Source organism: Streptomyces sp. NA04227 (genome assembly GCF_013364195.1).
Classification (GTDB): Bacteria; Actinomycetota; Actinomycetes; order Streptomycetales; family Streptomycetaceae; genus Streptomyces.
Genome location: NZ_CP054918.1, coordinates 3,535,734 through 3,549,468, shown reverse-complemented (window position 1 = coordinate 3,549,468; position 13,735 = coordinate 3,535,734). Strand labels below are relative to the sequence as shown.

9 protein-coding genes, 1 tRNA gene and 1 pseudogene are annotated in these 13,735 nt (G+C 67.1%); 9 read left to right on the top strand and 2 right to left on the bottom strand.

What is annotated here, in order from left to right:
• Positions 1–4 precede the first annotated feature (4 nt).
• Complete coding sequence (locus HUT18_RS15115; RefSeq protein ID WP_176101177.1) at positions 5–2,281, bottom strand: fibronectin type III domain-containing protein; 2,277 nt, start codon at positions 2,279–2,281, stop codon at positions 5–7.
• Positions 2,282–3,248: 967 nt separating this feature from the next.
• Between HUT18_RS15115 and HUT18_RS15105 the strand changes: the two are divergent.
• The 4 genes and pseudogenes from HUT18_RS15105 to HUT18_RS15090 all read left to right on the top strand — a co-directional run.
• Positions 3,249–3,518: pseudogene (locus HUT18_RS15105) on the top strand (site-specific integrase); the annotation flags it as partial.
• A 371-nt stretch (positions 3,519–3,889) separates the two neighbouring features.
• On the top strand, positions 3,890–4,435 hold the full coding sequence (locus HUT18_RS15100; RefSeq protein ID WP_176101176.1) for a hypothetical protein: 546 nt from the start codon (positions 3,890–3,892) through the stop codon (positions 4,433–4,435).
• A gap of 41 nt (positions 4,436–4,476) precedes the next feature.
• The gene (locus tag HUT18_RS15095; RefSeq protein WP_176101175.1) at positions 4,477–6,846 is read left to right on the top strand and encodes a hypothetical protein; all 2,370 of its coding nucleotides are present in this window, start codon (positions 4,477–4,479) and stop codon (positions 6,844–6,846) included.
• An 8-nt stretch (positions 6,847–6,854) separates the two neighbouring features.
• Positions 6,855–7,601, top strand: coding sequence for a hypothetical protein (locus tag HUT18_RS15090; protein ID WP_176101174.1), 747 nt, complete (start codon positions 6,855–6,857; stop codon positions 7,599–7,601).
• A gap of 485 nt (positions 7,602–8,086) precedes the next feature.
• Here HUT18_RS15090 and HUT18_RS15085 read toward each other — a convergent pair.
• Positions 8,087–8,160, bottom strand: a tRNA-Gly gene (locus HUT18_RS15085).
• Between the two features lie 533 nt (positions 8,161–8,693).
• Here HUT18_RS15085 and HUT18_RS33775 point away from each other — a divergent pair.
• From HUT18_RS33775 to HUT18_RS15065, 5 genes are all read left to right on the top strand, one after another.
• A complete protein-coding gene (locus HUT18_RS33775; protein WP_254878612.1) occupies positions 8,694–8,921 on the top strand; it encodes a hypothetical protein in 228 nt (75 codons plus the stop codon).
• A 181-nt stretch (positions 8,922–9,102) separates the two neighbouring features.
• A complete protein-coding gene (gene dcd / locus HUT18_RS15080; protein ID WP_176101173.1) occupies positions 9,103–9,678 on the top strand; it encodes a dCTP deaminase in 576 nt (191 codons plus the stop codon).
• Positions 9,679–9,973: 295 nt separating this feature from the next.
• Complete coding sequence (locus HUT18_RS15075) at positions 9,974–11,047, top strand: SAM-dependent methyltransferase (RefSeq protein WP_176101172.1); 1,074 nt, start codon at positions 9,974–9,976, stop codon at positions 11,045–11,047.
• 444 nt (positions 11,048–11,491) lie between these two features.
• Positions 11,492–12,472: a sphingomyelin phosphodiesterase gene (gene sph / locus HUT18_RS15070; RefSeq protein WP_176104548.1), complete on the top strand. Its 981-nt coding sequence runs from the start codon at positions 11,492–11,494 to the stop codon at positions 12,470–12,472.
• 126 nt (positions 12,473–12,598) lie between these two features.
• Entirely contained in the window at positions 12,599–13,459 is an 861-nt protein-coding gene (locus tag HUT18_RS15065) for a hypothetical protein (RefSeq protein ID WP_254878611.1), read from the top strand.
• Positions 13,460–13,735 lie beyond the last annotated feature (276 nt).

Below are 13,735 nucleotides of genomic sequence, written 5' to 3'. Positions count from 1 at the left end.
GGCGTCAGGGTGCCATCAGTGAGATCTCGAACGGCTTGGCCTGCGGGGCCGATTCGGTGCCGTCGGCGGCCACGGCCGTGACGACGTAGTAGTAGTACGCCCGTGGCAGGGCCGGGTCCGTGTACGTCAGAGCCGTCACGCCCGAAGCGATGCGGCGCTCAGGGGTGAAGACGTCCGCGGCGGACGTGGAGCGGTAGACGTTGTACGAGACGGTGGCACCCTGATCGCACGCGCCGACCTCCCAGTTGAGCCGGACGTAGTCCGCGCCCCTGCCGCCTCCGGTGATCCGGGGGGTGGCCGGTGCGGTCATGGGCGGACAGGGAATGGTGACCTGAGCCATCGGCGAGAAGTCGGACCACAGGCTGCGCGTGCTGACGGCGCGCACCACGTAGTGCCAGGTCTTGCCCGCGGGCACGTTCTCGTTGGTGAACGTCGTGCCGGTGATGAGCGGGGAGACCGCGTAGGCCGACGTGGGGTCCGACGAGGTGGTGCGGTAGACGTAGTAGCCGGCCACATCGGTCGACGTGCTCGCGGTCCACTCCACCTTGACGTTGCCGTTCTCGGGTGTCGCGGTCAGCGAGGCGGGCGCGGCGGGCTTCTCGTGGACCGGCAGGCGCTTGCCGTAGACGGTGCCGTAGCCGGGCTCGGGCATGGGGGAGACGTTGCCGGCCGCGTCGACGGCGCGGACGGTGTAGCCGTACTGCACGTCGGCCGGGATGGCGGCGTCCAGGTACTTGGCGTCCCGCACCACGGCGATCTGCTCCCACGCGCCGAACATCGGCTTGCGCATCACGAGGTAGTGATCCGTGTCGTCGGTGTTGGCCGTCCAGGAGAGGTGCACGCCATCGGTGCCGTTCCACGCGTCCAGGCCGTACGGCATGTGCGGCGCAGTGACGTCGCCGGTGCGGGTGGCCGAGGCCGTCGCCGACGGGTCCGACTCCGTGCCCAGCGCGGTGACCGTCCTGACCTGGTAGTGACGGACCTGCCCGACGGGCGCCGCGAAGTCGTCGTAGGCGGGGCCGGTGACCGGGGATTCGGTCAGCCGGGTCCACGGGCCGGCGGCCGACTCGGCGGCGTAGACGTGGAAGCGGTGGGCCGCGTCACCGTCGTACCGCCAGCCGACGGTGTTGCGGTCGACCCAGCCGTTGGCGGAGACATTCGCCGGCGGCAGGGGCTTGGCCTCGGGTGCCTCGGGCACGTCGAGCCGGAAGGGCGCGGAGTACGGCGAGCTGTTGCCCGCGCCGTCCAGGGCTCGCACCCGGTAGTGGTAGGTGGAGCCCGCGGTGGCGCTGACGTCGGTCAGGGCGGCGCTCTGCGTGGGGACGCCGAGGGAGGAGAACGGCCCCTCGGGTGCGAGGGATCGCTGCACCTCGTAGGAACCGGCCCCGCTCACCGGCGACCAGGAGAGCCGGGCACCGGCGGACTCGTCGTACGCGGCGGTGAGTCCGGTGGGGGTGGCAGGGGCCGTCTTGTCGGTGCTGACGACGCGCGCCACGGAAGTCAGTGGGGAGAGGTTGCCGGAGCGGTCGACGGCACGCAGGGCGTACTCGTAGGTGGCGCCGGTGGCCGGGGGCGCGTCGGTGTACGTGTTGCCGGTGAGCGGCGTGGTGTTGCGCAGGCTCCAGGCGCCGTTGCTGCCGGTGCGGCGGTAGAGGCGGTAACCGGCCAGGTCCATCTCGTGGTTGCGGGACCAGGACAGGCTCGTCTTCAGGGTGGAGGCCGCGTAAGTGGCCTTCAGACCGGCCGGGGTCAGCGGTGCCGTCTTGTCGTGGGTGGCGCCGATGACGGGCTTGTAGCCGAAGGCGATGTTGGCGGTGCCGGTGTAGGCGGCGAAGTCCACGCGCAGGGTGTGGTTCCCGCGCGGGACGGTGAGGCGGACCGTCTTCTTCTGGTCCCAGGTGACGTTGCGCCACAGGTCGATCTTGCGGACCCCGTCGAGGTAGACGCGCGCCCCGTCCTGAGCGGAGACGGTGAGGTCGAAGGGGCCGCCGGAGCCGAAGTCGCGCGTCGTGCTCCAGCGAACACCGAAGTTGTCCCGCGGCAGGGTGACGCCCGCGGGGTCACCGGTGCCGTAGTTCTCGGCGATGGAGGTGTCGCAGACGGTGGACTTCGGGGTTCCGGAGAAGGCGGTGTTGGCGTAGTACTGGGCCTTCCACACGCCGGCCGCGCAGGTCACGGCGGCCTGCGCGGTGGTGGGGAAGGCGAATCCGGTGAGAGCGGTGGCCACGGAAAGCACGGCCGCACCGGCGGTTCGGCGCGCCGCGCCGAGGGATCTTCGCATCTGCTGAAGTTCACACTTTCTTCGGGAGATGGGCACAAGATGAGTAAGCCGCGCTGATCGTGCCATTCGCGTGATCGCTCGCGGTAGCGGGTTCGTGCGGAATCACATCAACCACTTGTCTGGGCAGGGGAGTTGGGTGGCTGATGGTGTGCCAGGTGCCAGGTGCCAGGTGCCAGGTGCCAGGTGCCAGGTGCCTGCGACGGGGGCGGTGAGCCGGTCCGAACTCACCGGCAGGGCAGCCTCGCTGTGGGCGCCCGCGATCTCCGTGTGGCTGGGGTGTGCAGCCCTCTAGGCGGCTGTCCCCGGTCAGCGTTCGGGCCTCTACCCGGTGGCCCCGGTCGCGTCTGCCGGTTCGGCGTCCCTGTCGGGTCTGGCGCGGCGCGCGTCGTCGAGCAGCACGGCAAGTTCCCTTAGGTCGTTCGCAAGCATGACCTGAGCGAGGCGTCCGGCGATGGCAATGACCTCTGGCCAGCAGATGCCTGGAGGTACTCCGCGTCGGTGTCGTTGGGCGCCTCGGCCGCCGCGGCGTTGAGCGCGTCACCGGCGCTCTCTCATCAGGACGACCTCTTCGTCGCTTCGGAGGCTGACGCCGAGGTACCGCTCTGGCTCGTCTGCGTCGCAGAAGTCGTCAACGAGTGTGTGGAAGACATGGTCCAGGTCTTCGAACGCCGACGGGTCGAGTCAAACCTCTCGCTGTCATGGTGGATTGGCCAGGGCCAGCGCAACGGGTACGACGTGGGCTCGGTGGTTCGTCATGAGTCGGGCGGCTTCGCTCGCAAGTCCGAGCGTAGCGGCCGCAGCGGGTGGAGTCGTCGCCGCTCTTGGAGCACCGTTTCAGGAGTTCGATCCGGGCCTGCTCCGGCTACTGCCGTCGTTCGGGTAGCTTTCGAGCTCCTTTTCTGGGCCCTCGGCCTTTCGGTGGGCAGGCTTGCCGTGGCGGGCGGTTGCAGTCGTCTCGTATGACTTAAGGGGTGCCCCATTCCGCCGCTCGACCTTCGGCCGCAAGTGGCGGAAGGCCCGGACCACGGTCGGCATGCCGAGCAACTTCCGCTTCTACGATCTCCGCCTCACCGGCAACACCCTCGCCGCTGACACCGGCGCCAAACTCAAGGATCCCATGGCCCGCGCCGGCCAGTCCTCGGAGAGGGCGCAGCTGATCTATCAGCACTCGACGGTGAAGCATCAGCGGAGGCTGGCCCAGGGGGGGGATCCCGAAGTGAAGGCCCGAGCGCGGTAGGGCCATGACTGAACAACTCACCCTGGACTCTGTCGGCTTTGCAGCGCATGCCATCTTGTGGGTGCAATCGCTGTCAACAGTCGGCTTTCGGTCGAACCACATGGAAGAGGGGCATAGCTCCAGGAACGTTCTTGCTGCCCATAGGCACCGCCTAGCAAGGTCTGGGAGCGGATGAATGCGCAGGCTGTGACTGGATCTCCAGCAGGCACGGCTCACTTCGCAGAGCACATTCCGCTTTTCACATCGACGTCATGTTTAGGTCATCTCTAGCAACTCGCTCATTTCGTGAGCAGCGATCGTCGCATTATGAATACATGCGCCTCCGTACCGTTACTGAAGGGTGCGGAGTGGATCACGAGGGGGGATTGACGTTGAGCGATGCGTTCGCGTTCCCAGTGTTAGCCACCTCCGCTCTCACCCAGGCCATCGGCTTCCTGTACCGACGTGCCGAGGTGGTTCTCGACCGGCGGGCAGCGCGGCGGAACGCCGATGAAGAGCGCCCACCGGAGGTGGTGCCTGCCGTGGTCGTCGGGGACCCAGGGAACCCGCTGGACTTCGAACTGGAGCGTCTGACTGCTGAGCGTGCTGAGCGCCTGGACTCGCTAGTGGAGCTGCTGGGGCTCTATGCCGAGAACGAGCAGCTCATCGACGGTCAGGACGATCGGTTGCGTCGCAACCTCGGCAGGCTGCGTGCCGTTCTCGAAGACGTCTACGGGCGACGCATCACCTTCGTCGGTGAGGACCGGCCGACCAGTGGTGTCCGAGTGGTGGCGCGCGCTGGAGATGTGCACGGCAAGTCCACTGGTTTCAGGGGTGGTCGTGTGTCTCACCGCGCGAGTGTCGAGGTCGAGCACGACGTCCAAGTCGTGCACCCGGGTGGAGAGGCGACCGGGGCCGTGATTGACGACCTCCTTTAGCCGTCGTAGTTGAAGGTCCGCGACTCGCAAGGGGGACGAACATGGATTCCGTCATGCCTGGCGATCACTCCAGCTCTGACTGGCCGGACCAGCCGCGTCACGATGAAGGCTGGCCTCCGCAGGGCGACGTGGTCGAAAGAGGGAGGGAAGGGCGCGACCCTGCTGATCAACCGGAAAGGGAACTGCCGGGGGCCCATGATGGGCGCGAGAGCACCGTCGATGCGCAGACCGCACATGGCGACTCTGGCAGCGATGTTGTTCCTTCGCGGGAGGCGAAGGTTGCAGAAGACGACCCTGCCATCCAGCGCATGCGCGGCGTCCTGCGTGCAGCCGTCGCCGAACTGCGCCAGGAAGCGCTCTTTAACTTCGGCGAGATGAATGCTGTCAAACTGACCGCGATCTTGGGGCAGCTACTCGAACACTCGGAACTGCCCAAGCGGTACCTCGAAACGGTCCGCGCAGTGTTTGCCCCTCCTGATGGCTACGAGGAAGCGTCTAAGGCGCTCGAAAACCCTGGTGCGGTGCTTGTCCTCCTACGCGAGCCCGGAACAGGGAGGACGTTCACGGCTCACGCTCTCCTGGCTGACCTGCAGCTCCGTACCGGGGCCAAGGTAGGGCCTCTGAGCTTTGGCAGCTCTGAACGATTCCCTTTGCACCGCTTGCCGAGGGACGAGAACGCCGGCTACTTGCTGGAGCTGCCCTCGGATGAGGACACCTTCGAGGTCGGCGGCGACTTCGGCGCGTCTCTGTTCGAAGTCCAAAGGACCCTTCTTAGCCGGTCGTCGCGGCTGATCGTGCTGACGACACCGGAGCAATGGCAGCGGATCGGCGGTGACGCGCCCGCCGGCGTGGTACCGCCGTTGAAGCGACCGGACGGCCGTGCGGTCGCCGAGACGTGGCTCAGGGCCGAGGCACCGCCAGACCTTGACGCATCACGGTGGCTTGCTGATGAGCGCATCGTGAAGTTGCTGGAAGGGCAGTCACCGTCCGACGTACTGGAGACAGTCGGCCATATTCTCAAGGCCGAAGGCTCCAAGTCGCTGGTCGCCGTCTCGGATTCCGACCCCGACGGTTTCCATGCGAAGGTCCTGAGCGTCGTCCAAGCACGCACCGCGTGGCGGACGGAGCTACTGGAGTGGCATAGCAGAAAGGGGCGGACCAGCTTCCAGCGGAACTTCCTGCTCGTCGCCGCACTGCTCCGCAACGCGACCGTTGCCCACGTGTACGCACAGACCGCAGCCTTGTGCCGCCTCTTCGGGAAGCCCGTTTCGTTGCGGGGGCAGGAAGAGCCCGGCGTTGTCGAGATGGTGTCAGAGATCGAAGCTGAGCTTGATCCGACAAACGACACCATCGACTTTGCCCGCCCCGGATGGGACGACGCTGTCCTCAGCTACTTCTGGATCGACCGTCCCCCGGCGCGCAAGACCTTCCTGTCCTGGATGGCCGACGCGCCCACGACCAAAACAACGGACTTCCTGGAAACGTTCACTCCCGAGGAGCGGTTGCTGCTGGCGAACCGAGTGGGGGCCTTCGCCGTGCGGTGGGCCACTCACCACCGGAAGGCGGATCCCCTCGAACAGATCATCTCGGCCTGGCAGAAGGACAAGAACCTCTGGTCGGCGGCTACTGACCTGGTCTCTGCCGCCGCCCTTCACCCAACAATGGGGCGCTTCGTTCACGAGCTCCTTCTGCGCTGGTCCAAGGCAGGCAGCACCCCAGAACTGCAGAAGCTGACCGTAGATGTGTGCGCACGCGAGTTCGGACGCCGAAACACAGCCAAGGCGCTGCTGCGCCTGGGATACGCCGCGGGGTCCACGGACTTCGGAGTGCAGGAGTCGGTCGGCGCAGCCGTACGCACGATCTGGTCCGAACCCTCGGCCCGCAAGAGCCTGTTCACCTCGATCACCAAGTGGTGCGCGCCCGACTCCGATCGCAGAGCGTCCGGCCGCCGCTCGTTCGCTGCCCTCGCAACGCTGGTCTCGCAGGGCTATGAGCCCGACGACAAGGTGCCCTCATTGCTCCTGAGCGACAACGAGGAGGGCGGTTTCCAGCCTTCGCTTGACGACCTGTCCGTCTGTTGGGGCGCGCTTCTGACGATTGAAGCTGATGAGGAGGAACCCACAGAGGCCGTAAACCTCTGGATGGACGCGGCTCACGGCAACCCCAGCCTTCGGCCCCTGATCTTCGGAGTGCTCCGTGGAGCCGTCAGCGCGGCAGACTCAGCACTGGGGCGCCGGCTGCGCTATCAGCTGCGTGATCTCTTATATGCCTGGGAACCTGCGCCTGCCCCGAACGTCGATGCGGACCGGGTACGGCTGAGGCACGAACTGCTGGATCTTCTGGACCACGACCGAAGTCGCTCCGTCGCCAGATACCACCCGCGAGCAGCCAGTCGGTCGGACGGAGTGTGAGCCCCCTCATGCGCCGAGGCGACGCCAACGGCCGGAGAGCCGAACGGCCGACATGGGTCAGCGAGTACCGGGACTCCCTGGACAGCAGCGACGACGAGCTGACCTTCACCGCCACCATGCGAGTCGAATGGTGCCGACCTGCCGACAGGCCGAGCACCACGACTGACTGCGGCGATGCCGGACGGCAGGTAAGACTGCTGGCCCAGGACATAGCCAAACAACGCAGCGTTCTGCGGGCGGAGGCCACGGAGCAGGACATCAACTACGAGCTGCGACGCCGAACGCGATGGCAGACAGAGGGCATCGAGATCCTATGGGCTCAGGTCTCGCTTCACGTCGACGACCACACTCTCTCCAGCGCTGAGCGCATGGCTCAGCTGCGTCGCGAAGCCGCTCTCGAAGACCTCGCACGGCAGCAGACCGCGGCCCGGATTAGATTCATGCAGGACGAGGTCCTGCGCACGCCGGCGACGGCCCGGCTCTATCTGATGCTGGAGCAGAACGCGCAGCATGGCGCTCTGCCGCCGGGCATCGACGTCGACGAGATCGTGCGAGACGTCCAGCAGTGGCATCCGCAGGCGCAATGGGTGGTGGTCGCCCAACTCGTGCACGCCTTCCTCGCCAACCTCACTGCGGAGGACCGAAGTGATCTCCTGCACACGGTCCGTGGGATGTTTGAGGAGTACGGGGAGAAGGAGCTGGCAGAGCAGCTCCCTGCCACGCTTTGCGAAGCCTCACCGGGGAGGTCGGCGTGAAGCGTGGAAACGAAGCCGGGCTCACCCTCCTCCGCTGCTTGTTGTCCCCGCTGACCAGCTGGCGCGCGCTGTGGATCATGCGGAATAGCCGAGAGGGCGTGAGCTTCGACGTGGCCTGGCGGCGCGCGAGGTTGCTGCGGCACCCTGACGAGGCTCTTTATCTCCGGCATGGTCACGGAGATAAGGCACCGGGCTTGGCGCCGGAGCGTGAACCGAGCAGCGATCGCCCTGATACTGCATAGCTACGGCCGGGGAGTAACAGCCCCTTTGCGATGGCGACTTCACCTGCTGCGCTGCCAATGGTGACCGGCTCACATGGATTGCGTCTCAATATTCGAGACGATTCGATGCCGGAGGGAGTGGAGTGGCGCCCGGACGCGCTCGAGGCTGCTACCTGTGCGCCACATAGGGCACGTGGGGGGCGCCACCCTCAAATTGGCCTCGATAACAAACAAGCCCCAGGTCGCTGACCTGGAGCTTCAACATGGAGCGGGTGACGAGAATCGAACTCGCGCTCTCAGCTTGGGAAGCTGATGTTCTACCATTAAACTACACCCGCATAGCAGCCTCGTTACTCGATTTCCGCCCCGTTGAATGGTGCGAACGGTGCTCGAAGATCGAGTGAAGAGCCGTCGCCCACTGTACCCCATCTCGGGCCCCCGGCGTTCGCGCCGCGGGGCCCTTCGCTTGTTCCGGGCGGTCCGGGTGGAGGCGGCTGCAGGGAGCGGGAGTTGGGGCGTACGGTGTCGGGGGTGGGTGCCCGGCGGGCGGTGTGCAGAGGTTCGGATGGGTGTCCGGGGGTGACCCCCGTAGGGGCGGTGAGCCGCCTGGAGTGGTGTCCCGTTCATCTCGTAATGTGGCTTTCCTGAAGTTGGTTCGGGTCGGGGTCGGCCGGGTGAACTCGGCGTATCTATGCGGTTCTTCGGTACGTTCGGGTGGTTTGTCCGCCTTGCCCTGGTTGCCCGTGCCGCTCGCTCGGTAGGGATCGAGCGATCAGGAAGAGCAGTCCGGAAGTCCGAAAGAACCTGAACTGGCCGTGCTGGTTGTGGCGTTCAAGGCATTCGCGGCATCGATGATGTTCATGTTGACTCGATGTCGTTCGCGTTGATTCGTGATGTTCAGGTTGATCAACGTTCGTGGGGAAGGGAAACCAGGGACTTGACCGAGCGCACCGTCGTCCGTTGTGCCGAGGGGCACGTGTTCAGCACCACTTCGTTTCCGATGCAGCAGGCGGGGCGGCTCGGGCCTGGTCGGCTCATTCGGTGCCCTCAGTGTGCGCGGCTGCGGCAGGCCGTGCCGGTGGGTGGCCGCCGGCGCTGACGCGCCCATAGGGCCTGTCCGCCCTTGTCGCACGCTGACCTCGGGCCTTGTCGCACGCTGACCTCGGGCGCGATCCGCCCGATCCGCCCGGCGCCCCTCACACGGACCTCACCTGGACCGCGCCCGCACCTCACCGGTGCCGCGTTGTGAGTGGGCGCCGGGCTCTGCGTATCCTCGGGGCGTGCTTCTCTCAGACAAGGACATCCGGGCCGAGATCGACGCGGGACGGGTGCGTATCGATCCGTACGACGATGTGATGGTGCAGCCGTCGAGCATCGACGTGCGGCTCGACCGCTACTTCCGGGTGTTCGAGAATCACCGCTACCCGCACATCGACCCCGCCATCGAGCAGGCCGACCTGACGCGGCTCGTGGAGCCGGAGGGCGACGAGCCGTTCATCCTGCATCCCGGTGAGTTCGTGCTGGCTTCGACGTACGAGGTCATCACGCTGCCGGACGACCTCGCCTCGCGGCTGGAGGGCAAGAGTTCGCTCGGGCGGCTCGGTCTGGTGACGCACTCCACCGCCGGGTTCATCGACCCGGGGTTCTCCGGGCACGTCACGCTTGAGCTGTCCAACCTCGCCACGCTGCCGATCAAGCTGTGGCCGGGCATGAAGATCGGGCAGCTGTGCATGTTCCGGCTGAGCTCGCCCGCCGAGCACCCCTACGGATCCGAGCGTTACGGCTCCCGCTACCAGGGTCAGCGCGGCCCGACCGCCTCCCGCTCGTTCCTCAACTTCCACCGGACTCAGGTCTAGCACCCGGGATCAGTAGGACGCGCTCCAACTTCCCCTGCCGGGGCGTACGTCAGGACACCGAACACCGAGATCTGGTTCCGTATTCGCTCCCGAATGGCGCGCCCGGACCCGGTCGCCGACGACGCGAAGTAGCCCCGCGCAGCCCCGCGGTTCACCGGCCGCGCCCTCCGACCCGGCCGAGTGCAACTGCGGCGCGGCATGTCTTTCCGGACACCCGCCATTCCGTTTCAGTCGCTATCTTCATGCCCTTCTGCCATCGAGGCGCGAGCCCGTGACCTATGGGGAGTTGGGCGAGATGAGCCAGCGACGTGAGTCGATCGTGACGGATGAGGTGACCCGGCCGGAGGCCGCGCCGGGGACGGAGCGGGAGCCGGGAGCGCACCCCCGCCCGGACACAGAAACAGAAGGGGATGCCGAGCGCGACGCCGGCCGAGATGCCAACCGGGGAGTCAGCCGGGACACCGGTCGGGACGTCCATCGGGAAACCGACATCGACGCAGTGGGGCGAACTTCGTTGCTCACAGCGGCGATTCGGGCCGTCGAGCACCGGCGTGCGGACCGGATTCACACGGATCCGTACGCGGAGTCGCTCAGCGGTGAGGCGGGGGTGGGGCTTCTCGCGGAGATGCTCGACGGAGTGCAGGTCACGGAGCAGCAGCTCAGGTTGCTGAGTGTCGGCGATGTCATCGCCATCCGTACCCGGTACTTCGACGACTGGCTGCAGGCGGCCGCGCGCGAGGTGCCCCAGGTGGTCTCGCTCGCCTCCGGCATGGACTGCCGTGCCTACCGGCTCGACTGGCCCGAAGGGCTGCGCTACTTCGAACTCGACCGGGCGCCTGTCATCGCGTACAAGGAGGACCGTCTCGCCGATGTGCCGCCGCGCGCCGATCACCGTACGGTCCGGGCCGACCTCGCGGACCCGGACTGGGGCAAGCGGCTGCTCGCGGCCGGATACGACCCGGAGCTGCCCTCGGCCTGGCTGATGGAGGGGCTGCTCTACTACCTTCCCGAGTCCGCGGTACGTCAAGTGCTCGCTCAGGTAAGGGACTTCACCACCCCGGGCAGTACGGTGGGGCTCGACCTCGCCAGCGTCGACGCCCTGTCCGGACAACTCGACGTCTTCAACCGCTGGGGCTGCCCGTGGCTGTTCGGCACGGACCGTCCCGAGGAGTTCCTGGCGTCGTACGGGTTCACCGCGCGGGTCGTCCAGCCCGGGGACCCGACCGCCTCGTACGGCCGGTGGAGCGGTCCCGTCCAGCCGCGCTCGGCCGAGGGTGCCCGCCGCGCCTTCTTCGTCGAGGCGGAACGCCGAGCCGCTGACCAGGCCACGGGCCGAGCACCGCTGAACGACAGCGTCGCGGTGCGGTAGTCCCTGCTAGCCCTGCTAGCCCTGCTAGTTCTGCTAGTCCTGGTACTTCCGGCATCAGTTCCGCCTCCGCCAGTAACCCGCCGCGCACGTCCCCGCCCGTATTCCTGACCGCTCCGAGGCGCACGTCCAACCCCCCACGCCTCTCTTCCGGTCAATCCGCGGATTCCCCCTCCGCGCAGCTCAGTTCCCCCATATGCGCACAAACCCGCTCGTGTAGCCGCAACTACCCTCGAAATCCTCCGGCCTCGCCCCCGTCCGAGGTCGAGGTGCCCGACCTCCGGCGCTTCCGGTTCGGAATCCGGCCACATTTTTGTAGCTCAGTGACTACCTGAACAAGGTTCGCCTTTGCTTTCATGTGCGCTGCTCTTAACCCCCACGTACCTGGGAGAACCAGTGCCGCGTCCCCGTCCCCAGAGTCGCAAGCTCCGGGCCACCGCTCTCGCCCTGACGCTCGCCTCCGGCGCCGCAGTCGGCGTGACCGCGCTCGCCGCCGGTGGCAGTGCCACCGCCGCCCCGGCCCCGGCCGCGCCCGCCGCCTCCGCCGGGGCGCCGCGGATCAGTGCCCTGACGTACAACGTCTTTCTGTTCAGCAAGAACCTGTACCCGAACTGGGGCCAGGACCACCGGGCAGCCGAGATCCCCAAGACGCCGTTCTACTCCGGTCACGACGTGGTCGTGATCCAGGAGGCCTTCGACAACTCCTCCTCGGACGCGCTGAAGAAGAACTCCGCCGACCGTTACCCGCACCAGACCCCGGTGATCGGGCGCAGCAAGGACGGCTGGGACGCGACCGGCGGCGCGTACAACGCGATGACGCCCGAGGACGGTGGCGTCACCGTGCTGAGCAAGTGGCCGATCGTGCGTAAGGAGCAGTACGTCTTCAAGGACGCCTGCGGCGCGGACTGGTTCTCCAACAAGGGCTTCGCGTACGTCGTCCTCGATGTGAACGGCAGCAAGGTGCACGTCCTCGGCACCCACGCGCAGTCCACCGACCCGGGCTGCGGCGCGGGCGAGGCGGCCAAGATGCGCAGCAGCCAGTTCAAGGAGATCGACGCCTTCCTGGACGCCAAGCAGATCCCGGCCGGTGAGCAGGTCCTGCTGGCGGGCGACATGAACGTCGACTCGCGCACCGACGAGTACGCCTCGATGCTGTCCGACCTGGACGTCGCCGCGCCGGACTCGCGCACCGGGCACCCGTACTCCTTCGACACCCAGGACAACTCGATCGCCAAGGAGCGCTACCCGGACGACCCGCGCGAGGACCTGGACTACCTGCTGTTCCGCAAGGGCAACGCCAAGCCCTCGGGCTGGAACAACGACGTGATCAAGGAGCAGTCCGCTCCTTGGGAGGTCTCCAGCTGGGGCACGAAGTACAGCTACAGCAACCTGTCCGACCACTACCCGGTGACCGGCAGCTCGAAGTAACAGCTGTTACTTCGCGACGGGAACCCGTCGGCTGTCCGCCGCAGGTGCCACGGCCCGCCCCTCCCCTTCCCCTGGGGGCGGGCCCTCCCCGTACGGTTCGGGCGGCGGTAGGGAAGGGTGGCTCTCATGAGTGAGCGCCACCCCCTGCACGACCCCCTGCCCAGGGGCAGGGCGACAAGGGAGCCTCTGCCCGGAGGCGGTGTCGTCCTGGTCGTACCGGACGGTCGACCGGGACCTCCCCCACTGCACTTCAAGCGGGTCACGGACCGGCAGTGGGTGCTGCTTCAAGGGGAACTACCCCTGATTCAGGCGCGGTTGGAGGGGGAGGGCTGCTGCCACGATCTCCGGCTGCGCCGCCTGTCCGGCGCTTGCTCCCCGCTGCCGCCGCTGTTCTCCGCGGCGTCCCGGGCCGGAACCGACTGGCCGCACCACTACGCGCTGCGGTTGGACGAGACGGGGCACGGGCCGCTGTACCGCGGGCGCTGGCGGCTGCGTTCACCCGCCGCCTTCGCTCCGTACATCTGGAGTGACGACCTCGTCCGGGACTGGCCGGACGCCTCCCTCGAACTGCTCTGTGGCGGCGGCTGGCAGGGGGTTCTGCCGCTGCGTCCGTTTCCCGCGCCCGACGCTCCACGTGTGAAGGCCTACCGAAAGCAGGCACGCGAGGGCAGCCTCGCCCCCGTCCTGCTGTGGTGGGTGTCATTTTTGGACGGGTGGCTGCTTCTCGACGGCCACGACCGTGCTGCGGCAGCCCTGGCCGAGGGCATGCAGCCGAGCTGCGTGGAGCTCGCCCGCCTGCCGGACGACGACCGCTGGCAGGCGACCGCCGACGAAGTCACCGAAGCGCACGAAGAACACATGGCACGACTGGCCGCACGCCCCGCGAGCCCGGAGACGGCACGTCAACGGCAGGCACTTGAGCGGGGTTACGCCGAGGCGATCTCCACGCTGCCGTACGAGGCGGACGGCACTCCCGTATTCGACTGACCTTCGCTGTCTCCATCGGCCATGGGTTGATCCGTATGCATCCATATGGATCGTGAGTTCACCGCATGGACTCGGATTGACGGGATTGACCAGGTTGACCGTATGTACGCAGACATGAATGCCATGTACGCAGACCGAACGCCCCGGCAAGGTGATCACCACCTCGCCGGGGCGCTTTCGTCTCCGCACAGTTCAGTTCAGTTCAGTTCAGATCAGTACAGTCCGCGCGGTCCCGTTCGTAATGGACCGCGCTCTGCTCGCAGGGACCGCGGTGCT